19 protein-coding genes and 3 tRNA genes are annotated in these 21899 nt (G+C 58.5%); 1 reads left to right on the top strand and 21 read right to left on the bottom strand.

From position 1 onward, the window contains the following. Positions 1 to 14 precede the first annotated feature (14 nt). From CRP02_RS17465 to CRP02_RS17380, 18 genes are all read right to left on the bottom strand, one after another. Entirely contained in the window at positions 15 to 1526 is a 1512-nt protein-coding gene (locus tag CRP02_RS17465; RefSeq protein WP_013635953.1) for an NADH-quinone oxidoreductase subunit M, read from the bottom strand. Next, positions 1526 to 3523 (bottom strand): NADH-quinone oxidoreductase subunit L, encoded by a 1998-nt coding sequence (nuoL, locus tag CRP02_RS17460; protein ID WP_097171826.1) that lies wholly within the window; start codon positions 3521 to 3523, stop codon positions 1526 to 1528. The genes CRP02_RS17465 and nuoL overlap by 1 nt, the downstream gene beginning before the upstream one ends. Positions 3524 to 3530: 7 nt before the next feature. Further along, positions 3531 to 3839: an NADH-quinone oxidoreductase subunit NuoK gene (nuoK, locus tag CRP02_RS17455; RefSeq protein WP_003496445.1), complete on the bottom strand. Its 309-nt coding sequence runs from the start codon at positions 3837 to 3839 to the stop codon at positions 3531 to 3533. Between the two features lie 29 nt (positions 3840 to 3868). Then, entirely contained in the window at positions 3869 to 4483 is a 615-nt protein-coding gene (locus CRP02_RS17450; protein WP_003512680.1) for an NADH-quinone oxidoreductase subunit J, read from the bottom strand. A 141-nt stretch (positions 4484 to 4624) separates the two neighbouring features. Further along, on the bottom strand, positions 4625 to 5116 hold the full coding sequence (gene nuoI / locus CRP02_RS17445) for an NADH-quinone oxidoreductase subunit NuoI (protein ID WP_003512679.1): 492 nt from the start codon (positions 5114 to 5116) through the stop codon (positions 4625 to 4627). A 36-nt stretch (positions 5117 to 5152) separates the two neighbouring features. Next, the gene (nuoH, locus tag CRP02_RS17440; protein WP_013635951.1) at positions 5153 to 6199 is read right to left on the bottom strand and encodes an NADH-quinone oxidoreductase subunit NuoH; all 1047 of its coding nucleotides are present in this window, start codon (positions 6197 to 6199) and stop codon (positions 5153 to 5155) included. A 12-nt stretch (positions 6200 to 6211) separates the two neighbouring features. Beyond that, complete coding sequence (nuoG, locus tag CRP02_RS17435; protein WP_097171825.1) at positions 6212 to 8293, bottom strand: NADH-quinone oxidoreductase subunit NuoG; 2082 nt, start codon at positions 8291 to 8293, stop codon at positions 6212 to 6214. Positions 8294 to 8449: 156 nt separating this feature from the next. Further along, positions 8450 to 9754: an NADH-quinone oxidoreductase subunit NuoF gene (gene nuoF, locus CRP02_RS17430; RefSeq protein WP_097171824.1), complete on the bottom strand. Its 1305-nt coding sequence runs from the start codon at positions 9752 to 9754 to the stop codon at positions 8450 to 8452. Between the two features lie 10 nt (positions 9755 to 9764). Further along, positions 9765 to 10874: an NADH-quinone oxidoreductase subunit E gene (locus CRP02_RS17425; RefSeq protein WP_097171823.1), complete on the bottom strand. Its 1110-nt coding sequence runs from the start codon at positions 10872 to 10874 to the stop codon at positions 9765 to 9767. Between the two features lie 16 nt (positions 10875 to 10890). Continuing rightward, positions 10891 to 11151 carry a hypothetical protein gene (locus CRP02_RS17420; protein WP_097171822.1) on the bottom strand — a complete coding sequence of 87 codons (261 nt, stop codon included), beginning with the start codon at positions 11149 to 11151 and terminating at the stop codon, positions 10891 to 10893. Then, positions 11151 to 12341 (bottom strand): NADH-quinone oxidoreductase subunit D, encoded by a 1191-nt coding sequence (locus tag CRP02_RS17415; RefSeq protein WP_003512668.1) that lies wholly within the window; start codon positions 12339 to 12341, stop codon positions 11151 to 11153. Before CRP02_RS17415 ends, CRP02_RS17420 begins: the two co-directional genes overlap by 1 nt. Position 12342: 1 nt before the next feature. Then, entirely contained in the window at positions 12343 to 12771 is a 429-nt protein-coding gene (locus CRP02_RS17410) for a GFA family protein (RefSeq protein WP_097171821.1), read from the bottom strand. Then, positions 12768 to 13370 (bottom strand): NADH-quinone oxidoreductase subunit C, encoded by a 603-nt coding sequence (locus tag CRP02_RS17405; RefSeq protein WP_003512657.1) that lies wholly within the window; start codon positions 13368 to 13370, stop codon positions 12768 to 12770. Before CRP02_RS17405 ends, CRP02_RS17410 begins: the two co-directional genes overlap by 4 nt. A 21-nt stretch (positions 13371 to 13391) precedes the next feature. Beyond that, positions 13392 to 13976 carry a NuoB/complex I 20 kDa subunit family protein gene (locus CRP02_RS17400; RefSeq protein ID WP_003512655.1) on the bottom strand — a complete coding sequence of 195 codons (585 nt, stop codon included), beginning with the start codon at positions 13974 to 13976 and terminating at the stop codon, positions 13392 to 13394. Beyond that, positions 13967 to 14332 (bottom strand): NADH-quinone oxidoreductase subunit A, encoded by a 366-nt coding sequence (locus tag CRP02_RS17395; RefSeq protein ID WP_003512653.1) that lies wholly within the window; start codon positions 14330 to 14332, stop codon positions 13967 to 13969. Before CRP02_RS17395 ends, CRP02_RS17400 begins: the two co-directional genes overlap by 10 nt. 435 nt (positions 14333 to 14767) lie before the next feature. Next, a tRNA-Asp gene (locus CRP02_RS17390) sits at positions 14768 to 14844 on the bottom strand. Between the two features lie 41 nt (positions 14845 to 14885). Next, positions 14886 to 14962 (bottom strand) — tRNA-Asp (locus CRP02_RS17385). A gap of 89 nt (positions 14963 to 15051) precedes the next feature. Next, positions 15052 to 15300: a hypothetical protein gene (locus CRP02_RS17380; protein ID WP_143539326.1), complete on the bottom strand. Its 249-nt coding sequence runs from the start codon at positions 15298 to 15300 to the stop codon at positions 15052 to 15054. Between the two features lie 109 nt (positions 15301 to 15409). On the opposite strand from CRP02_RS17380, the gene CRP02_RS17375 reads away from it, so the two are divergent. Beyond that, positions 15410 to 15485: transfer RNA gene (locus tag CRP02_RS17375), tRNA-Val, on the top strand. Positions 15486 to 16144: 659 nt separating this feature from the next. Here CRP02_RS17375 and CRP02_RS17370 read toward each other — a convergent pair. The 3 genes from CRP02_RS17370 to lon form a co-directional block, all read right to left on the bottom strand. Next, positions 16145 to 18343, bottom strand: a complete 2199-nt coding sequence (locus tag CRP02_RS17370; protein ID WP_097171819.1) for an esterase-like activity of phytase family protein — start codon at positions 18341 to 18343, stop codon at positions 16145 to 16147. 359 nt (positions 18344 to 18702) lie between these two features. Next, entirely contained in the window at positions 18703 to 18978 is a 276-nt protein-coding gene (gene hupB / locus CRP02_RS17365; protein WP_003496481.1) for a DNA-binding protein HupB, read from the bottom strand. A 288-nt stretch (positions 18979 to 19266) separates the two neighbouring features. Next, entirely contained in the window at positions 19267 to 21684 is a 2418-nt protein-coding gene (gene lon / locus CRP02_RS17360) for an endopeptidase La (protein ID WP_003512645.1), read from the bottom strand. Between the last annotated feature and the right edge of the window lie 215 nt (positions 21685 to 21899).

The raw sequence follows: 21899 nt of genomic DNA, 5'->3' as shown, positions 1-21899 counted from the left end.
AACGGGTCCTGTCGTCAATTCATAGAAAGCGCAACATTTTGCGCCGCCTGCAATGCAGCCGTATAGTTGTTTACCAGAAGATCGACCGAAGCGGCTGTCGCATCGAAAACCGGAGCCGGATAGACGCCGAAGAAGATCGTCAGCGCAACCAGCGGATAAAGGATGACCTTTTCGCGGGTCGACAGATCGAGCATCGATTTCAGGCTTTCCTTCTCAAGCGCACCGAAAATCACGCGGCGGTAGAGCCAAAGCGCGTAAGCGGCCGAGAGGATGACGCCGGTTGCCGCAAACAGCGCGACCAGCGTGTTGGCGCGGAATACGCCGATCAGCGTCAGGAATTCACCGACGAAGCCGGAGGTTCCGGGCAGACCGACATTGGCCATGGTGAAGATCATGAAGGCGACGGCATATTTCGGCATGTTGTTCACGAGACCGCCATAGGCCGAGATCTCACGGGTATGCAGCCGATCGTAAACGACGCCGACGCAGAGGAAGAGCGCACCCGACACGATGCCGTGCGACAGCATCTGGAAGATTGCGCCCTGCACGCCCTGCACATTGGCTGCGAAGATGCCCATGGTCACGTAACCCATGTGGGCGACGGAGGAATAGGCGATCAGCTTCTTGATGTCGTCCTGCATCATCGCCACCAGCGAGGTGTAGATGATGGCGAGAACCGACAGCGTGAAAACGAAGGGTGCGAAATAGTCCGACGCCAAGGGGAACATCGACAGCGAGAAACGGATGAAACCGTAACCGCCAAGCTTCAGCATGACGCCTGCCAGAATGACGGAACCTGCGGTCGGCGCCTGCACGTGCGCATCCGGCAGCCAGGTATGCACCGGCCACATCGGCATCTTGACCGAGAAGGCCGCGAAACAGGCAAGCCATAGCCACGTCTGCATGCCGGCCGGGAAGCCGTATTTCAGAAGTTCGGTCATGTCTGTTGTGCCGGACTGCCAGTACATCGCCATGATGGCGAGCATGGTCAGAACCGAGCCGAGCAGCGTGTAGAGGAAGAACTTGTAGGACGCGTAGACGCGATCCTTGCCGCCCCAGACGCCGATGATGATGAACATCGGGATCAGCGTTGCTTCGAAGAAGACGTAGAAAAGAACCGTATCCAGCGCCACGAAGACGCCGATCATGACGACTTCCAGAAGCAGGAAGGCGATCATGTATTCCTTGATGCGCTTTTCAACCGACTGCCAGCTTGCCAGCACGCAGAAAGGCATGAGGAAGGTGGTGAGGATGACGAACAGCATGGAGATGCCGTCGACGCCCAGATGATAGGCGGCGATGTTGCCGAACCATGCGTGTTTTTCCACCATCTGGAAACCGGGGTTCGAATTATCGAAGCCGATCCAGACGAACAGCGACACCAGGAAGGTGAAAACGGTCGTCAGCAGCGAGACGTTGAGAATGTTGCGGCGACCGTAAGGGCCGTTCTCATTGGTCAGCAGCAAGAGCACCACGCCGACGAGCGGCAGAAAGGTGACCGTTGAAAGAATTGGCCAATCGGTCATCAAAACGCACTCCCGAGCATCATCCAGGTGACAAGCGCCGCGATGCCGATCAGCATCGCAAAGGCATAGTGATAAAGGTAACCGGATTGCAGGCGGACCATGCGGTTGGTCACGTCAACCACACGCGCTGCAATGCCGTTCGGTCCATAATGGTCGATGACGGCCACGTCGCCCTTCTTCCACAGGAAGCGGCCAAGCGCCTTTGCGGAACGCACGAAGAGGAAGTCGTAAAGCTCGTCGAAGTACCACTTGTTCAAGAGGAACTGGTAGAGGCCGCGATGGGTCGCTGCCAGACGCTTCGGCGTCTCCGGCGACTTGATATACATGTACCATGCGGTGACGAAACCAAGCGCCATGGCGAAGAACGGGCTCCACTTGACCCACAGCGGAACATGGTGGAACTCGTCAAGGATTTCATTTTCCGGAAGCGTGAAGAGAGCACCCTTCCAGAACTCGGCATATTCATGACCGAAGAAATAACCTTCGAAGACAACACCGGCGAAGATCGCGCCGACGGTGAGGATGAAGAGCGGGATCAGCATGACCATCGGCGATTCATGCACATGGTGCATCACGTCAGCGGAAGCGCGCGGCTTGCCGAAGAAGGTCATGAACGCCAGACGCCAGGAATAGAAGCTGGTGAACAGCGCGGCGATGACCAGCAGCGTGAAGGCAAAACCCGACAGCACCGAATGGGACGCATAAGCGGATTCGATGATCACGTCCTTCGAGAAGAAGCCGGCAAAGCCGATCATCGTGCCCGGAATACCTACACCGGTCAGCGCCAGCGTGCCGACGGTCATTGTCCAGAAGGTGATGGGAATATGTTTGCGCAGGCCGCCCATGTAACGCATGTCCTGCTCGCCATCGACGGCATGGATGACCGAACCGGCGCACAAGAACAGCAGTGCCTTGAAGAAGGCATGCGTGAAGAGGTGGAACACGGCCGCGCCATAAGCGCCGACGCCGAGTGCCACGAACATGTAACCGAGCTGCGAGCAGGTCGAATACGCAATCACGCGCTTGATATCGTTCTGCACGAGACCAACGGTCGCTGCGAAGAAGGCGGTGATGGCGCCGACCAGCGTCACGACGGTGAGCGCATCATGCGACAATTCGAACAGCGGCGACATGCGGGCAACGAGGAAGACACCGGCGGTGACCATGGTTGCGGCGTGAATGAGGGCGGACACAGGGGTCGGGCCTTCCATCGCGTCCGGCAGCCAGGTGTGCAGCAGGAACTGCGCCGACTTACCCATGGCGCCCATGAAGAGCAGCAGGCAGACGCCCGTCATCGCATTGGCCTTGTCCAGCTGCATGCCGAACAGGTTGATGACGGTTTCGGTGGAAGCTGCACCCTCAGCCGGCAGATAGGTGCTGGCGGCAGCGAAGATGGTCTCGAAATTGATCGAGCCGAACAGCACGAAGACGCCTGATATGCCGAGAATGAAGCCGAAGTCGCCAACACGGTTGACGATGAACGCCTTCATGGCAGCAGCAGACGCCGAAGGCTTCTTGAACCAGAAACCGATCAGCAGGTACGACGCCAGACCCACGCCTTCCCAGCCGAAGAACATCTGCAGCAGGTTGTCGGAGGTCACCAGCATCAGCATGGCGAAGGTGAACAGCGAAAGATAGGCAAAGAAGCGCGGACGATGCGGATCGTGGTGCATGTATCCGATCGAATAGAGGTGCACCAGCGTCGAAACGGTGTTGACGACGACGAACATGACGGCCGTCAGCGTATCGATGCGGAACGCCCATTCGACGTCGATGCCGCCGGACTGGATCCAGCGCAGCACGGTGACCTTGATCACCTCGCCCGGCTCGCCATGGGCAAGCGCGAGGGAGAAGAAGACGATCCACGACAGGACGGCGACCACGATCATCAGACCGGTGGTGACATATTCCGAAGCCTTGGCGCCGATCGACCGGCCAAACAGGCCGGCAATCAGGAAGCCGATCAGGGGAAGAAAGACGATAGCCTTGTAGATCATAGCCTTATCAGCCCTTCATCATATTGACGTCTTCGACAGCGATCGATCCGCGGTTGCGGTAGAAGACAACGAGTATTGCAAGACCGATGGCCGCTTCGGCGGCTGCGACGGTCAGAATGAACAGTGCGAAGACCTGGCCGACGATGTCGTTCAGGAAAGCCGAGAACGCCACCATGTTGATGTTCACCGCCAACAGGATGAGCTCGATCGACATGAGGATGACGATGACGTTCTTCCGGTTGAGGAAGATACCGAAGATGCCGATCGTGAAGAGGATCGCGCTGACCGTCAGGTAGTGGGAAAGACCGATTTCCATATTCTGTTTCCTTGGATCCGTTCGCGCCTTCAGATGCCCTGGCCCGGCTTGACCTTGACCGTGGTGACGGCGGTCTTCGGGTCACGGCCGACCTGCGTGGATATGTTCTGCCGCTTGATGTCGGTGCGGTGACGCAGCGTCAGCACGATGGCGCCGATCATGGCCACCAGCAGCACGAGACCGGCAAGCTGGAAGAAGTAGACGTAATTGGTATAGAGCACGTCGCCCAGCGCGGCCGTATTGGTGCGCACGGCCGGTGACGGGATCGGCATGGTAATCGATTTGGCCGCCTGCGGGTTGAGCACGCTGCCGCCGACCACGACGATCAGTTCAGCCGCGAGGATGATACCGATCAGCGCACCGATCGGCGCATATTGCAGCACGCCGGAGCGCAGCTCCGCAAAATCCACATCCAGCATCATGACGACGAAGAGGAAGAGAACCGCCACCGCGCCGACATAAACGACGAGTAGGATCATGGCGAGGAATTCGGCCCCCGTCAGCAGGAACAGCGCGGCTGCGTTGAAGAAGGTCAAAATCAGAAACAGCACCGAATGAACAGGGTTCTTCGATGCGATGACCATGAACGCAGACGCCACGGCGACGAAAGCGAATATATAAAAGAATACAGCGTGCAGACCCATGTTGGTGCCTTCTTGTCCTCATCCGGGCAAAGACCGCGCAATCGCGCGCTCTACCCGTTTCGTCCCCGCCGGCGGTAACCGTGCAGGCTCTTTTTCTCTTTCTTCGCTTCCCGGGGTCTCCCCCGGAAAGACGGTTGCGCCTTAACGGTAAGGCGCATCCAGTGCGAGGTTGCGCGCAATTTCACGCTCCCAGCGGTCGCCATTGTCGAGAAGCCTCTGCTTGTCGAAATAAAGCTCCTCGCGGGTTTCCGTCGCGAATTCGAAGTTCGGGCCTTCGACGATGGCATCCACCGGGCAGGCTTCCTGGCAGAAACCGCAATAGATGCACTTCACCATGTCGATGTCGTAACGCACCGTGCGGCGGGTGCCGTCATTGCGGCGCGGACCGGCTTCGATGGTGATCGCCTGAGCGGGACAGATCGCCTCACACAGCTTGCAGGCGATGCAGCGCTCTTCACCGTTCGGATAACGGCGCAGCGCATGCTCGCCGCGGAAGCGCGGAGACACCGGGCCCTTTTCGAAAGGATAATTCACCGTGGCCTTCTGCTTGAAGAAGTGGCGCATCGTCAGGAAGATCGCACCGACGAACTCCTTGAGGAACAGTGAATTGACGGCTTGGGAAAGGCTTGCCATCTCAAACTCCAGATTTCTGAGCGAGGAGTACGGACATCAACCGGCCCACCCCGTCAGCTTCAATACGAATGCAACAATAACGACCATGGCGAGCGACAGCGGCAGGAACACCTTCCAGCCAAGGCGCATGAGCTGGTCATAGCGGTAACGCGGAACGAAGGCCTTCACCAGAGCGATCATGAAGAAAACCATGCAGCCCTTGAGCGCGAACCAGACAATGCCCGGAATCCAGTTCAGGAACCACACATCCACGATAGGCAGCCAGCCACCAAGGAACAGGATCGTCGTCAGGCAGCAGATCAGGACGATCGCAGCATATTCGCCGAGCATGAACATCATGTAAGGCGTCGAGCCATATTCGACCATGTGACCGGCAACCAGTTCCGACTCCGCTTCCGGAAGGTCGAAGGGCGGACGGTTGGTTTCGGCAAGGCCCGAGATGAAGAACACGATGAACATCGGGAACAGCGACAGCCAGTGCCAGTCGAGGAACGAGGCCGGCAGACCGATCATCGTGCCGAGGCCGGTACGCTGCGCCAGAACGATATCCGTCAGGTTGAGCGAGCCGACGCACAGAAGCACGGTGACGATGACGAGGCCGATCGACACTTCGTAGGACACCATCTGCGCCGCGGAACGAAGCGCGCCGAGGAACGGGTACTTCGAGTTCGAAGCCCAGCCGCCCATGATGATGCCGTATACTTCAAGCGAGGAAATCGCGAAAATGTAGAGAATGCCGACATTGATATTGGCAACGACCCAGCCATCGGCGAAGGGGATGACCGCGTAGGTGGCGAGCGCCAGCGTTACGGCAACCAGCGGCGCCAGAAGGAAGACCGCCTTGTTGGCACCCGCCGGAATGACGGGTTCCTTCAGGATGAATTTCAAAAGGTCGGCGAAGGACTGGAACAGACCAAAGGGGCCGACGACGTTGGGACCACGGCGCAACTGCACGGCTGCCCAGACCTTGCGGTCGGCAAGCAGAAGGAAGGCGATGGCCACCAGAAGGCAAACGAGAAGCAGCAGGGACTGGCCGACCATGATCAGCGCGGGCCAGACGTAGCTCCAGAAAAACGATTCCATAATCCCCTACCCTTACTCTGCCGCAGCCTGGAAATTGTTGCGGGCCAATGCGGAACACTCGGCCATGACGGCGGATGCGCGCGCAATCGGGTTCGTCAAATAAAAGTCTTTTACCGGCGAGGCAAACGCCGACTTGTTGAGGTTGCCCGCGCGAGCGGCAAGTGCCTCGACATCCGCGCCGTTGCCGGCAACGATCTCATCGGTTTCAGCCAGATGCGGATGCGCGACATAGAGCTGTCCGCGCAGCGCCGACAGCGAATCGAACGGCAGCTTCTTGCCGAGCACGTCGGAAAGCGCACGCAGGATCGCCCAGTCTTCACGGGCCTCGCCCGGCGCGAAACCGGCACGGTTGCCCACCTGAACGCGGCCTTCGGTGTTGACCCAGATACCGGACTTTTCGGTATAGGCCGCACCCGGAAGGATGACGTCGGCGTTCATCGCGCCATGGTCGCCGTGGCTGCCGATATAGACGGTGAACTTGGCGCCCTTGTTCGACAGGTCGATTTCATCGGCGCCGAGCAGGAAGAGAACGTCCATGGACGTCACCATCTCAGCGGCAGCAGCAGCGCCCTCGCCCGGCACGAAGCCGATGTCGAGACCACCGACGCGGGCAGCGGCGGTGTGAAGCACAGAGAAACCGTTCCACTCTTCGCTTATGGCGCCAACCGAAACGGCAAGCTTCGCAGCAGCAGCAAGGACAGCTGCGCCATCGGCACGCGCCAGAGCACCCTGGCCGATGATGATCAGCGGGTTCTTGGCGGACTTCAGCTTCTCAACGAAGCTGTGAGAGCCATTGGCGAGATCGGAAAGCGTTTCCGCGCCGGAACCGAGATATTCGTAGTTGTAGCGCAGCTCACCGGCTTCGCCGATCACGCCGATCGGGAAACCGCCGCGACGCCAGCGCTTGCGAATGCGTGCATTGAGCACGGCAGCTTCGTAACGCGGGTTGGCGCCGACGATCAGCAGCGCATCCGCGTGCTCGATGCCTTCGATTGTGGAATTGAACAGGTAGCTGGCGCGGCCCAAAGACGGATCAAGCGCTGCGCCATCCTGACGGCAATCGACATTGGCCGAGCCGAGCGACGCCAGAAGCGACTTCAGCGCGAACATTTCCTCGACGGAAGCAAGGTCACCGGCAATCGCACCGATCTTGCTGCCGCTGGTTGCGGCAACCGCCTGCTTGATAGCGCCGAAGGCTTCGCCCCAGCTTGCGGGCTGCAAGCGGCCATCCTTGCGGACATAAGGGCGGTCGAGACGCTGTGTCTTCAGGCCGTCCCAGATGAAGCGGCTCTTGTCGGAGATCCACTCTTCGTTGATTGCCTCGTTTACACGCGGCATGACGCGCATGACTTCGCGGCCACGGGTATCGACGCGGATTGCCGAACCGAGAGCGTCCATCACGTCGATGGTTTCGGTCTTGTTCAGTTCCCACGGACGGGCAGTGAAAGCGAAAGGCTTGGAGGTGAGCGCACCGACCGGGCAAAGATCGACGACGTTGCCCTGAAGCTCTGAGGTCATCGCCTGCTCGAGATAGGTGGTGATTTCAGCGTCCTCGCCGCGGCCGATGAGGCCGAGTTCGGCGATGCCGGCAACTTCCGTGGTGAAACGGACGCAGCGCGTGCAGTGGATGCAGCGGTTCATCACCGTCTTGACGAGCGGGCCGATATATTTGTCTTCAACCGCACGCTTGTTTTCCGCGTAGCGCGAACCGGCAATACCGAAGGCCATGGCCTGGTCCTGCAGGTCGCATTCGCCGCCCTGGTCGCAGATCGGGCAATCGAGCGGGTGGTTGATGAGAAGGAACTCCATCACGCCTTCGCGGGCCTTCTTGACCATCGGCGTGTTGGTGAAGACCTCGGGCAATTCGCCATTCGGGCCGCCGCGAACGTCGCGCACGCCCATGGCGCAGGATGCGGCGGGCTTGGGCGGTCCGCCCTTCACCTCGATTAGACACATGCGGCAGTTACCCGCGACCGACAAGCGCTCATGAAAACAAAAGCGCGGAACTTCAGCACCAGCCTCCTCGCACGCCTGCAACAGCGTGAAATGATCCGGAACCTCGATCTCTTTACCGTCAACCTTGAGCTTTGCCATGGTTCTACTTACGTCCTGTTGCCTGTTCGTCCCGTGTCTCTCACACGGTCCGCAACAAATCCTTAATCGCGCCCGACACTTCATCTCGTCGGTCAGGCGCTTCATGGTTTTCCGGCGCCGGGATCATCCCCGCGCCGCATGCAAACTGCGAAAAGCTTATTCGGCAGCTTCCAGAACAGCGCCATCATCCATGGCCCTGTAGGTATATTGGTCGATGCGCTTTTCGATTTCCGGACGGAAATTGCGGATCAGCGCCTGTACCGGCCATGCGGCGGCGTCGCCGAGCGCACAGATGGTGTGGCCTTCGATCTGCTTCGTCACTTCGAACAGCATGTCGATTTCGCGCTTCTGCGCGTTGCCTTTCACCATGCGTTCCAGCACACGCCACATCCAGCCGGTGCCTTCACGGCACGGCGTGCACTGGCCGCAGCTTTCATGCTTGAAGAACGCCGCGATGCGGGCGATCGCCTTGATGACGTCGGTGGACTTGTCCATGACGATCATGCCGCCGGTGCCGAAGGACGACTTCACTTCGCGCATGCCGTCGAAGTCCATGATGGCGTCCTTCATGTCCTCACCGCGCACGATGGGGCAGGATGCGCCGCCGGGGATGACGCCAAGCAGATTGTCCCAGCCGCCGCGAATGCCACCGCAATGGTGTTCGATCAGCTCATGGAAGGACAGGCCCAGCGCATCTTCGAAGGTGCATGGACGCTCGACATGGCCGGAGACCATGAACAGCTTGGTGCCGACATTGTTCGGACGGCCGATAGACGAGAACCATGCCGCACCTCGGCGCAGAATGGTCGGAGCAACAGCGATGGATTCGACGTTGTTGACGGTCGTCGGGCAACCGTAAAGACCCATATTGGCCGGGAACGGCGGCTTCAGGCGCGGCTGGCCCTTCTTGCCCTCGAGGCTTTCGAGCAGTGCCGTCTCTTCGCCGCAGATATAGGCACCTGCGCCGTGATGGACGTAGATGTCGAAATCCCAGCCGTTCTTGTTGTTCTTGCCGAGCAGGCCGGCATCGTAACATTCGTCGATGGCCGCCTGAAGCGCCTCACGCTCGCGCATATATTCGCCGCGCACGTAGATATAGGCGGTGTGTGCACCCATGGCGAAACCGGCGATCACGCAGCCTTCGATCAGCGTATGCGGATCGTTGCGAAGGATTTCGCGGTCCTTGCAGGTGCCGGGCTCGGATTCGTCGGCGTTGACCACGAGATAATGCGGACGGCCGTCGCTTTCCTTGGGCATGAAGGACCACTTGAGACCCGTCGGGAAGCCTGCTCCGCCGCGACCGCGAAGGCCGGAAGCCTTCATCTCATTGATGATCCAGTCACGACCCTTTTCGATGATCTGCTTGGTGCCATCCCAGTGGCCGCGCGCCCTCACGCCCTTCAGGGACTTGTCCTTTAGGCCGTAGAGATTGGTAAAGATGCGATCCTGATCTTTTAACATGCTTCACCCTTTACCGCGGCTTCTTGCCGAAGACCCTGATATACTCGGCTTCGCCACCCTTGGCGAGCGCCTCGGCCTGCTTGATCCACTCATCGCGTTCGATGCGGCCCTTGAAATTCAGATAACCGTCCACCCAGTCGCACTCGGCCTTCTTCCAGCCGGCAATCTGCGCATAGGTGAAGATACCGAGCTCGTTAAGCGTGCCTTCGATCTTCGGGCCAACGCCTGAAATGAGTTTCAGGTCATCGGGCGCAGCGGGCTTTTCAATGCCTGCCGGACGGTCGGCCGACTCAAGCGACGGTCTGGACGCTGTCGCTTCCTTGCCTGCCGATTGCTGTTCCCCTGCCTTTGCGTTTTCCGCAGCAGCCTTGGGCTCGTTCGCAGGCGTCTTCAGCTTCGGATCGGTTTCCGGTGCGTCCGTCTTCGGCTTTGCAGTATTCGAAGGCAGAACGGGTGCTGCTTCCGCCGCAGCTTCGGCAGGCTTGTCGAGATTGGAGCGATCTGGCTTGATCTCTTCCGTCAGCGTTGTCAGGCCGCCAACGGGCACCGACTGGTGACGGTCGATCTGGGGACCTGTCTTGACCGTGTCGCCCTTGCCTGCCTCGAACGTGTCGATGATCTCTTCCAGGCGCTCGGGCGTCAGATCCTCATAGGCATCCTTGAAGATGATGACCATCGGCGCGTTGACGCAGGCGCCCTGACATTCCACTTCTTCCCAGGACAGCGTGCCGCTCTCGTTGGTGTGCAGCGGATCGTGGTGGATCTTCTTGCGGCAGACATCCATCAGCGCTTCCGAACCGCGCAGCATGCAGGGCGTGGTGCCGCAAACCTGAACATGGGCGCGTGTGCCGACGGGCTTCAGCTGGAACTGGGTGTAGAAGGTCGCCACTTCCATGACGCGGATATAGGCCATATCCAGCATGTCGGCGATTTTTTCGATGGCGGCGCGGGTAACCCAGCCGTCCTGCTCCTGCGCACGCATGAGCAGCGGGATAACCGCCGATTGCTGGCGTCCCTCCGGATATTTCTGGATCGTCTTTTCCGCCCATGCGGTGTTATCCGCATTAAAGGCAAATGCCACGGGCTGGAACTGATCTTCGGCTAGTCGACGAACGGACATACTTCCTCACGCCTTTTCAGTTTAACGTCTCACAACGCGATCTCGCCACCGTGACGAATTCGCAGGCATAAGCCGCCTTGTCTTTCTGCATGAACACGATGAACTTGCTGCCATTGGGAACCGAGGCCTTGATCTCGTATCCCGATGACAGAAGCTGCTTGATGGTGGAACCACCGCTGCCTGCCAGCGAAATGTTCCCCTCGTCCGTCGCCGTCTGGGCGAGAACGGAGGTCGACATCGCAGCAAGAAAAGCCAAAATGGCCAGCGGCAGACGCATCAGCGGTCGACCTCCCCGAACACGATGTCGAGGGAGCCGAGCACGGCTGTAACGTCGGCAAGCTGATGGCCCTTGCACAGGAAATCCATCGCCTGCAAATGTGCATAACCCGGCGCGCGGATCTTGCAGCGGTAGGGCTTGTTCGAACCATCGGCGACCACGTAGACGCCGAACTCGCCCTTCGGCGCTTCGACGGCGGCGTAAACTTCGCCGGCCGGAACGTGATAGCCTTCGGTATAGAGCTTGAAGTGATGGATAAGAGCTTCCATCGAACGCTTCATCTCGCCGCGCTTGGGCGGAACCACCTTGCCATCCAGCGAGGAGACCGGGCCGATGCGGTGCTTGCCGGAGAGAAGATCGACGCACTGCTTCATGATCTTCACCGATTCGCGCATTTCCTGCATGCGGATCAGGTAACGGTCATAGCAGTCACCGTTCTTGCCGACGGGGATATCGAACTCCAGATCGGAATAGCACTCGTAGGGCTGCGCGCGACGCAAATCCCAGGCAGCACCCGAACCGCGCACCATGACGCCCGTGAAACCCCAGGCAAAGGCGTCTTCAAGCGAGACGACGCCGATATCGACGTTACGCTGCTTGTAGATGCGGTTGTCGGTCAACAGGCCTTCGATATTGTCGAGAACGGTAATGAAGGGATCGCACCATTTGCCGATGTCTTCCACCAGCTCCGGCGGCAGATCCTGATGCACGCCGCCCGGACGGACATAGGCCGAGTGCATGCGGGCGCCACAGGCGCGCTCGTAGAACACCATCAGCTTTTCACGTTCCTCGAAGCCCCAGACCGGCGGCGTCATTGCGCCGACGTCCATGGCCTGAGTCGTCACGTTCATGATGTGCGACAGGATACGGCCGATTTCCGAATAAAGCACGCGGATCAATTGGCCGCGCATAGGGATTTCGAGGCCGAGAAGCTTTTCGACGGCGAGCGCGAAAGCGTGTTCCTGGTTCATCGGCGCGACGTAGTCGAGACGGTCGAAATAAGGCACCGCCTGAAGGTAGGTCTTGGTCTCGATCAGCTTTTCGGTGCCGCGATGCAGAAGACCGATATGCGGATCGACGCGCTCGACGATTTCGCCGTCCAGTTCCAGAACCAGACGCAGCACGCCGTGCGCGGAAGGGTGTTCCGGACCGAAGTTGATCGTGAAATTGCGGACGTTATGCTCAGTCATTCTAGTGCTCCGCCGAGGTGATCATGGCGATGAATTCGGGGCCGGTCATGTTCTGCGTTGTTTGCGCGAAAGAATAGCTCGAAGGCTTCTCATCCGTGAAAATCTGCGACGCAAAATGGAAACTGGAAGGGTTGTCGAAAGCCTGCAACGAGACGGCAAAATGCTTGCCATCTCTGGAGCGCCACATCAGCGTGCTGCCGCAATTCTTGCAGAAGCAGCGCTCGCCCCATTCCGACGAGGTATAAACACCGAAATGTTCCTCGTTCTCGATGGCGACGTCAGCGCATTCGACAGCCAGAAACGTACCGCCGGACCAGCGGCGGCACATCGAGCAATGGCAAACGCCGAATTCGCGGGCGCCGACGCTGGCATTGAAGCCAACGGCGCCGCAAAGACATTGTCCGTGCTCTGTCGCGGGGGCTTCGCTCATTGCTTGGCCTTTTCATCACCCGGGAGAACATAGTCAGTCCCCTCCCAGGGAGAGAGGAAATCGAAATTGCGGAATTCCTGCTTCAGTTCGACCGGTTCATAGAGAACCCGCTTCAGAACGTCATCGTAGCGTACTTCCACAAAGCCGGTAACCGGAAAATCCTTGCGCAGCGGATGACCTTCGAAACCGTAATCGGTGAGGATTCGGCGAAGGTCCGCATGGCCCTCGAAAGGAATGCCGTACATATCCCAGGCTTCGCGTTCGAACCAGTCTGCACCCATGTAAACGGAGGTCGCCGAGGGAACGCCCTCGTCTTCCGCCACCTGCAGCTTGATGCGCACGCGCAGATTCTGGCGCGGCGACAAGAGGTGGTAGACGACGTCGAAACGCTTCTCGCGCTGCGGCCAGTCGACGCCGCAAATATCGATGATGTTGACGAAACCGCACTGCACATCGTCACGCAGGAACGTCAAAAGCGCGATAACGCTTTCCGTCGTCGTGTTCAGCGTCAGCTCGCCATAGGCGATATCGGCCGAAACCACGAGGGAACCACGCGCTTCCTTAACGTAAGCAGCAAGATCGTTTAGAGCTTCGCTCATTCCTTAATCCGTCCTTTGCCCTTAGCGCTCGATCGTACCGGTACGCCGGATCTTCTTCTGCAGCAGAAGCACGCCGTAAAGCAGCGCCTCCGCCGTGGGGGGACAGCCCGGAACGTAGATATCCACCGGCACTACTCGGTCGCAGCCGCGCACGACGGCGTAGGAATAATGGTAATAGCCGCCGCCATTGGCGCAGGAGCCCATGGAGATGACGTAACGCGGCTCAGGCATCTGGTCATAGACTTTGCGCAGTGCCGGCGCCATCTTGTTGGTCAGCGTTCCCGCGACGATCATCACGTCCGACTGGCGCGGTGAGGCGCGCGGAGCGACACCGAAGCGCTCCATGTCGTAACGCGGGCCGGAAGCCTGCATCAGACCCTCGACGGCGCAGCAGGCAAGACCGAACTGCATCCACATCAGGGAGCCGGTACGCGCCCAGGTGATCAGCTCGTCGGTCGAGGTGACGAGAAAGCCCTTGTCGGCCAGCTCGTCGTTGATTTCCGTGAAGTAGGCATCGTTGCTGCCGACAGGCTTGCCGGTCGCGGGATCGATGATCCCCTTCGGCTGCGGCGCAACGAGCGTGCTGTTGTTCTGGCTCATGCCCATTCCAGCGCTCCCTTCTTCCACTCATAGATAAAGCCGATGGTGAGAACGGCGAGGAACACCATCATAGACCAGAAACCGAACCAGCCCATATCACCGAAGGACACAGCCCAGGGGAACAGGAAGGCGACTTCAAGGTCGAAGATGATGAAGAGAATGGACACCAGATAAAACCGGATATCGAACTTCATGCGGGCGTCGTCGAAGGCATTGAAACCGCACTCGAAAGCGGAGAGCTTTTCCGGGTCCGGCGCCTTATAAGCGACAGCGAAAGGCGCGATGAGAAGCGCCAGGCCAATGACAAGAGCGATACCGATAAAGATTGCGATCGGAATATAGGAACTGAGGAGTTCAGTCATGGTCTCTTCCCTGTCCGGCCGGGTGCCGGACCTGCCTTTGCGACTGAAAGTCTAAAGGCGCACAGATATGTTGCAACGCCAAAGTGGTTAGCGCAGCCGCGCTCTCTCTGCAAGAGTTTAGGCACCATTTCAAGACACCTGCCGCATTGATTGGCAACAATATTGCCGGAATTGACGCAAATTTGGGCCACAATTCCGGGCTAAGCCCCTCAAATACAATAATAATCGATTGAACGACGCAACCGCAAAAAAGTCACACGAATTTTACGTCAAAATGGCAGCGAAGTGACGATCTCTCGATATCGAAACTTGACTAAAAACAGCAGGAAAAACCGCGCTCGCAAATGCCGGAAACAGACGCTGAAATCGCCATTGCCGAGATGGCAGGACGATGCCTGCTCGCTTCGTTTGGGAGTGTCATTTCGGTGAGAGAAATGGCGCGAGTGACGGGGCTCGAACCCGCGACCTCCGGCGTGACAGGCCGGCACTCTAACCGACTGAGCTACACCCGCGCTCCACAGACATTCGTCTGCGTTTTTTCCGAGGAACAGGATGGCGCGAGTGACGGGGCTCGAACCCGCGACCTCCGGCGTGACAGGCCGGCACTCTAACCAACTGAGCTACACCCGCTTATCCTGACCGACAAGACCTTAGTCTCGCCGTACGAACTAGCCTCGGCTGTTCGTTGAGCGGCTAACTACGGCGTTCGTGCGGGGGTGTCAAGCAGGTTTCACGACAAAAGAATAAGCTTCTTCATTTTGATTGGAAAAAACTGAAAGGCCTTTGACCGGCATTGCAGCGAATGCCCTGTTTTCCGGGCTTTTCCCAACAAAAACAAAAAACTTGTCCACAGCCGGGGCGTCCGTAACGCGATTCCAGCATACCGCCAAAGGTAACGGCCGGGCGTTGTTTTTATCGAAAAGCCCGCAGTTCCCGGCTTTTTGCCGATCACCTCTGGCAATGGGCAAAGCTGTCCGGAAAAAAAACAAAAAAACTTCACAAAAGCCCTTGCGGTTTTTTTCCGATCCGAATACATCACGGCCACCGACGCGGCAGACACGATCTGCAAGACGCGAAGGGCGATTAGCTCAGTTGGTAGAGCGCCTCGTTTACACCGAGGATGTCGGGAGTTCGAGTCTCTCATCGCCCACCATTTTCCAGCTTCTTAAAAATGTGCGCATTACCAAGCCGAAGCTGTTTCGGACGCCGGTGCGTTTTGCCGTAAACTTCCTGCATTGGGAATCACGGCCCCTGCCCCCGATTCTGTAGACGATCACGGCCTTGGGCTGGTGGAGCGGCTTTTCCGACTTGAGCCTATGCCAAATCGGCACTTCTGTTCCACATTCATACAGGCCGGCTCCAATAGGTGTGCCACCCCGCAACATACCGAAAAATAAGCAGATTCAGACTTTTTAAAGAGATTTCATGCATTGTTTTCGAGCCGTTTCATGATGAACGGTATAAATGATGGATGAAACCATGTCGGTCGACGCGTTTGTAACACTCGCGCTTATTGCGCTGCCTGTTTATATTTTTTTCCGGTGGGTCCAGCAGGACTCGGAAAAAGACAGCACTCCCAAAAGCAAGAATTCCATGGGGCGGTGATCTCTAGCGATCTGGTCCACTGCACATTCATGGAAGTCCTCCGGATAACACCCTCGATCATGCGATAGCGACGCGACCATGCCGGTTTTAACGGCTGGTATGCGACTCATCGTGGGAATCGGCATTCTCCAGATCGGGGTTTCTTCCGCCGCACAAAAAAGCCGGGCTATGCCCGGCTTTTCTCATTAGCGATTCTATTCGGAGCGATCAGTTGATCGCCTTCAGATCAACCGTAAAGAACAGCGTTTCGCCGGAAGATCCGTCGACGCCGTCATTGTCAGTGACGGCATAGGCCGTTCCTGCCTTGTCGAAGGTGAAGCCTTCCAGCTTGTCAACGGTGTAGCCATTCGTCTGGGCTTTGAGGTCCGGCAGGAAATCATGTGCTTCCTGCTTTGCCACCAGCGGCAGTTCGCCACCGATCTTGCCCGGCTTCAGGTCAGCGATCGCGACGCGGTAGAGCTTCTTGATCTTGGCCTTGTCACCGACCTGGTTGTCGCGCTCGACGATATAGACATAGTCGCCCTGTGCGGTGATTTCAGAAAGGCCGACCCAGCCTGCCTCGGTCTTGTCGAGCGGGTAACGCACGGCGCCCCATTCCTTGGACTTCGGATTGTAGGAAACGAGCTTGACGAAACCCTTCTCGTCCGTGCCCCATTCGCGCTGTACGGCCATCCACAGCGTCGCGTCGTCGCCCTTGCCGATCATGGTCACGCCTTCGAAACCGAAGCGGGTTTCGCCGGCCAGCAGTTCCTTCGGCAAAGCGATCTCGGCCTTGATCTCGCCCTTGGCGCTGACGTTGTAGAGCGCGTGGGGCACGAGCTTGGCACTGTCGCCTTCCGAGGCCAGCCAGAAGCCGCCCTTACCGTCAAGCGTAATGCCTTCGATGTCGAGTTTCTGGGCTGCGATACCGTCGCGCTTGATGCGCAGGACGCTGGTGATGGTGGCGGGCTTCTTCGTTGCGTCGATGGTGTAGATCGACGGCTGGTTGCCATAGACCGAATCGGACACGGCATAGAGGATGCCAGGCTTTTCAGCATCACCCACCAGACCGGAGAGAGCGCCCCAGCCGATCGGTGCGCCGTCAACGGTGGCGGAAGCGAGCTGCGGGTAGGCAATCTGGCCTTCTGCTCGTTCATAGATCATGACATGCGAGCGAGCGCCGCCATCTTCGACGAGATCGGCTTCGTTGGCAGTGACGAGAAGATTGCGCGACGGAATGGCGACGGCGCCTTCTGGCGAAATGCCCGAGGGCAGAAGCTGGACCAGTTCCGGCGTGCCGCCCGTATCCTTGTAGACCGCAGCGAGAGACGCGCGCTCGGCAAGAACGAAGAAGTACTTCTGGCCATCGAAGGTTGCCGCTTCCAGACCTTCCGGCTCGATGCCCTTGGCCTTGGAGCGCTTTTCCGGATAGTGGCCGATGCTGGCGGCGGCGTGCTCAAGGGTGGCACCGGCTTCATAGAGAAGCTTGCCGGTCTTGTCGAAGATGGTGAAGCCGCGTGCACCGCCCTGCCAGTCACCCTCATTGGCGATGACGATACGGTCATTGTCCAGCCACTTCACGGCATCCGGCTCGCGCTTGCGGCCTTCCTGCTTGTCGGTGAACTTGATCTGGCCGTCCGTCTTCGTGTCGACGCCTTCCAGATCAACCGTGCCGGCGGAGAAATGCGTCTTTACCGTACCGGTCTTACCGTCGATGATAACGATGTGGTTGTTTTCCTGCAGCGTGAGCGCGATCTCGCCATTGGCATTGATCGAGACGAATTCCGGCTCCGGATCCTCCGGGGAGATTTCGGCAAGGCCGGTCACGTCGATCTTCTTCAGCGTCGCGCAGTCGGCAACACCGTTCTTCAGACCGACCGTCACCAGATAACCGGCGGGCATCTGTGGCAAGGCGCCTTCGTTCACCTCTTCATCGCGTTCGTTTTCGATCGCGATGGCGGCGAAGGTCTTGTCCGGGGAAATTGCGACGGAATCAGGCTGGCCGCCGAGATCGCAGCTCGCTTCAATCTTCTTGGTGGCGATATCGACCGTCACCAGTTTGCCGGACGGCTTGGCGCGGTTTTCGGATGTGTTGACACCGGCCAGAACCTTGGCGCCGGCAACGGCAACCGAGGTCGGTTCGCCTTCCAGCAGCAACGCGCCGCCAGCCTTTGGTGCCTTCGCGTCGGTGATATCAACGAAACCAATGCCGCCAAGCGGGCTGTCCGAATAGATCAGCGTCTTGCCGTCTTCGCTGGCGGTTACGATTTCAGCTGAAGTGACGGCCTTCGCGTCCTTTTCCGCCGGCAGGTTCTTTACGACCGGGAAAGATGCGATGCGGTTGAAAACCGGCTCGGCAGCAGCCGGAAAGGCCGCGGACGTGAGCAGAGCAGCGGTCAAAGCCATCTGAGAAAGTCGGAACGCCATTGTAAATCCCCCTTGGATCCAAAAAAATACCCTATGGCTTCTGCGTCAGATACATGACAGCGGCATGACATTTCCTGTCGGAGGAATCAAAAAGCCCGACCATGAAGGCCGGGCTTTCCTGTTCGTGCGCACATTCCGCGTATCGGAGCGCTGTGTGACCGGATGGAGGCTACACAGGCGCGCTCTCCTACTTTCAAGTACATCTTGCCGGTTCGAAAAAATGGGCTATCCGAAAAAGTATTTCGAAAAGCCGCCCGGTTTTCGTGCCGGCATGATGGCGTCAGGGCGTCAAAACATGTTTCCTCGTGAACCTGAAAAGCCGCCCGCCCGCCGCCGGACGTCACGGCCTTTCGGAAACCTTACGAGTTGACGGCGTCCTTCAGGCCCTTGCCTGCGGAAAACTTCGGTACGTTGCGAGCCGGGATATCGACTTCAGCACCCGTGGAAGGGTTACGACCCTTGGAGGCTTCACGACGGCTTACGGAGAAGCTGCCGAAGCCAGCGAGACGGATGTCGCCACCGCTCTTCAGTTCGTTCTGTACGGTTTCGAATACGGCATCAACAGCGGAAGCAGCATCTGCCTTCGTGAGACCAGCCTTTTCGGCAACAGCAGAGACGAGCTCGTTCTTGTTCATGTTTCCACCCCTTTCAATGGTTTGAAACGACTCAAATTAAGCCGGCGCAGAATACGTCTGTATCCGCGCGCAGCAACTCAAAAGCGCTGGAATCGCCTGAAAAACAAGGGGTCTGCGGGGTTTTTCACAAAAAAGGCCGACATTTCTGCCGGCCTTTCCCTTAAACGTGCCAATTTCGCACCAGTTCTGCGAGCATCAAAGAAGCATCGCGCCTTTCGGCATCTAACACATTGAATCTATGCACAGGTGTCGCGAAAACCGATTCTGGCTTTCACAACGACGTGGCAATCAATGTGCGATCGTCTGTCCGCCCTCGTCGACACCGTCGACAGTTGCGATAACAGGCGTTTCGATGCTGCCGTCCCACTCGATTGGCTCGGGCATGCGAAGCAGCGCGTGCTTGATGACCTCACCCATGCGAGAAACCGGGATGATCTCCATCTCGTTCTTCACATTATCAGGAATATCCGCCAGGTCCTTGGCGTTTTCTTCCGGGATGAGCACCTTCTTGATGCCACCGCGAAGCGCCGCAAGCAGCTTTTCCTTCAGGCCGCCGATCGGCAGCACGCGACCACGAAGCGTGATCTCGCCCGTCATCGCCACATCCTTGGAGACCGGGATACCGGTCATGATGGAGACGATGGCGGTTGCCATGGCAACACCGGCAGACGGTCCGTCCTTCGGGGTAGCCCCTTCCGGAACGTGAACGTGGATGTCGCTCTTGTCGAAACGCGGCGGTTCGATGCCGAAGTCCACGGCGCGCGAGCGGACATAGGATGCCGCTGCCGAAATGGATTCCTTCATCACTTCCTTGAGGTTGCCGGTGACCGTCATGCGGCCCTTGCCCGGCATCATCACGCCTTCGATGGTGAGCAACTCACCGCCGACTTCCGTCCATGCCAGACCGGTGACGACACCAACCTGATCCTCGCGCTCGGCCTCACCGTGGCGGAACCGCGGAACGCCCAGATAATCCGGAACATTGGCTGCGGTGACTTCCACAGACTTGACCTTGCCCTTGATGATCTCAGTCACGGCCTTTCGCGCAAGCTTCATCAACTCGCGCTCGAAGCTGCGCACGCCCGCCTCGCGGGTGTACTGCTGGATCACGATCATCAGAGCGTCATCGCTGACCGAGAACTCTTCCGGACGCAGGGCATGTTCCTTGATCGCCTTCGGCAGCAGGTGACGCTTGGCGATTTCACGCTTTTCGTCCTCCGTGTAACCGGCGATGCGGATCACTTCCATACGGTCCATCAGGGGACCTGGAATGTTCAGCGTGTTGGCCGTGGTCACGAACATCACGTCGGACAGGTCGTATTCCACTTCAAGATAGTGGTCCATGAAGGTGGAGTTCTGTTCCGGATCGAGCACCTCCAGCAGTGCGGAAGACGGATCGCCGCGGAAGTCCATGCCCATCTTGTCGATCTCGTCGAGCAGGAAGAGCGGATTGGACTTCTTGGCTTTCTTCATCGACTGAACGATCTTGCCCGGCATGGAGCCGATATAGGTACGGCGGTGACCGCGGATTTCCGCCTCGTCACGCACACCACCCAGCGCCATACGCACATATTCGCGGCCGGTCGCCTTGGCGATCGACTTGGCAAGCGAGGTCTTGCCGACGCCGGGAGGACCGACGAGGCACAGGATCGGGCCACGGATCTTCGAAGCGCGCGCCTGCACGGCCAGATATTCCACGATGCGTTCCTTGACCTTGTCCAGACCGAAATGATCCTGATCGAGGACCGCCTCGGCGCTGTTGAGATCAACCTTGACCTTCGACTTCTTGCCCCAAGGCAAGCTGAGCAGCCAGTCCAGATAGTTGCGCACGACAGTCGCTTCCGCAGACATCGGGCTCATCTGGCGAAGCTTCTTCATTTCCGCCTCGGCCTTGTCCTTGGCCTCCTTGGAAAGCTTGGTCTTGGCTATGCGCTCTTCCAGTTCGGCCATCTCGTCACGACCGTCCTCGCCGTCGCCGAGCTCCTTCTGGATCGCCTTCATCTGTTCGTTCAGGTAATATTCGCGCTGCGTCTTCTCCATCTGGCGCTTGACGCGCGAGCGGATACGCTTCTCGACCTGAAGCACGGAAATTTCGCCTTCCATGAAGCCGAGCGCTTTTTCAAGCCGCTGCTTCACGCTGACGGTTTCCAGCATTTCCTGCTTTTCGGTGATCTTGATCGACAGGTGCGAAGCAACCGTATCGGCCAGCTTCGAATAATCGTCGATCTGGCCGGCAGCGCCGACAACCTCGGGCGAAATCTTCTTGTTGAGCTTCACATAGCTCTCGAACTCCGAAACGACGGAACGCGACAGCGCCTCGATCTCAACCGGGTCTTCCGCAGGCTCCTGCAGCGGCGTCGCAGACGCTTCGTAAAAATCCTCGCGGTCGGTATAGGCCTCGATCTGGGCGCGGCCCTTGCCTTCCACAAGCACCTTCACGGTGCCGTCGGGCAGCTTCAGCAGTTGGAGAACGTTGGCGACCGTACCTACCTTGTGGATGGCTTCCGGGGACGGATCGTCATCGCTGGCGTTGATCTGGGTAACAAGCATGATCTGCTTGTCCGAGCCCATGACCTCTTCTAGAGCGCGAATGGATTTTTCCCGCCCGACGAACAGGGGAACGATCATATGCGGGAAAACGACAATGTCGCGCAGGGGAAGTACCGGATAGATACCGCCGGATGCCGCAGACGTGATGTTCGTCATATCATTTCCTTTCATGGTCCCTTTCAGGACACTTTGCCTGACGTCTTGGGGCGTCCGGCATATTCATTTCTCGAGACTGAAAGTGGAGTTTCGAAACGCCGATTTCAAGTCACCGGAAGAGACGACCCCGCGCACCGGCACGGCCGTAAAATTCAAACAAATACAGCGCCGGCTATTACTCCCGACATTTCCGGTTATCCCACAGGATCAGGAAC

The sequence above is a fragment of the Rhizobium sp. AN5 genome, from assembly GCF_900215255.1.
Lineage (GTDB): Bacteria > Pseudomonadota > Alphaproteobacteria > Rhizobiales > Rhizobiaceae > Agrobacterium > Agrobacterium tumefaciens.
Note: the sequence above shows the minus strand (reverse complement) of the source record. Positions and strands in the feature narration are given on the sequence as shown.

What these genes read in the sequence shown, in the direction of transcription:
- nuoF (WP_097171824.1), bottom strand. Translation starts at nt 9,754, where the DNA reads ATGTTAAAAGATCAGGATCGCATCTTTACCAATCTCTACGGCCTAAAG.
- nuoH (WP_013635951.1), bottom strand. Translation starts at nt 6,199, where the DNA reads ATGGAATCGTTTTTCTGGAGCTACGTCTGGCCCGCGCTGATCATGGTC.
- CRP02_RS17450 (WP_003512680.1), bottom strand. Translation starts at nt 4,483, where the DNA reads ATGGGTCTGCACGCTGTATTCTTTTATATATTCGCTTTCGTCGCCGTG.
- CRP02_RS17425 (WP_097171823.1), bottom strand. Translation starts at nt 10,874, where the DNA reads ATGTCCGTTCGTCGACTAGCCGAAGATCAGTTCCAGCCCGTGGCATTT.
- CRP02_RS17465 (WP_013635953.1), bottom strand. Translation starts at nt 1,526, where the DNA reads ATGACCGATTGGCCAATTCTTTCAACGGTCACCTTTCTGCCGCTCGTC.
- CRP02_RS17400 (WP_003512655.1), bottom strand. Translation starts at nt 13,976, where the DNA reads ATGGGCATGAGCCAGAACAACAGCACGCTCGTTGCGCCGCAGCCGAAG.
- nuoG (WP_097171825.1), bottom strand. Translation starts at nt 8,293, where the DNA reads ATGGCAAAGCTCAAGGTTGACGGTAAAGAGATCGAGGTTCCGGATCAT.
- nuoK (WP_003496445.1), bottom strand. Translation starts at nt 3,839, where the DNA reads ATGGAAATCGGTCTTTCCCACTACCTGACGGTCAGCGCGATCCTCTTC.
- lon (WP_003512645.1), bottom strand. Translation starts at nt 21,684, where the DNA reads ATGACGAACATCACGTCTGCGGCATCCGGCGGTATCTATCCGGTACTT.
- CRP02_RS17370 (WP_097171819.1), bottom strand. Translation starts at nt 18,343, where the DNA reads ATGGCGTTCCGACTTTCTCAGATGGCTTTGACCGCTGCTCTGCTCACG.
- CRP02_RS17415 (WP_003512668.1), bottom strand. Translation starts at nt 12,341, where the DNA reads ATGACTGAGCATAACGTCCGCAATTTCACGATCAACTTCGGTCCGGAA.
- CRP02_RS17420 (WP_097171822.1), bottom strand. Translation starts at nt 11,151, where the DNA reads ATGCGTCTGCCGCTGGCCATTTTGGCTTTTCTTGCTGCGATGTCGACC.
- nuoI (WP_003512679.1), bottom strand. Translation starts at nt 5,116, where the DNA reads ATGGCAAGCCTTTCCCAAGCCGTCAATTCACTGTTCCTCAAGGAGTTC.
- CRP02_RS17395 (WP_003512653.1), bottom strand. Translation starts at nt 14,332, where the DNA reads ATGACTGAACTCCTCAGTTCCTATATTCCGATCGCAATCTTTATCGGT.
- CRP02_RS17405 (WP_003512657.1), bottom strand. Translation starts at nt 13,370, where the DNA reads ATGAGCGAAGCTCTAAACGATCTTGCTGCTTACGTTAAGGAAGCGCGT.
- nuoL (WP_097171826.1), bottom strand. Translation starts at nt 3,523, where the DNA reads ATGATCTACAAGGCTATCGTCTTTCTTCCCCTGATCGGCTTCCTGATT.
- CRP02_RS17410 (WP_097171821.1), bottom strand. Translation starts at nt 12,771, where the DNA reads ATGAGCGAAGCCCCCGCGACAGAGCACGGACAATGTCTTTGCGGCGCC.
- hupB (WP_003496481.1), bottom strand. Translation starts at nt 18,978, where the DNA reads ATGAACAAGAACGAGCTCGTCTCTGCTGTTGCCGAAAAGGCTGGTCTC.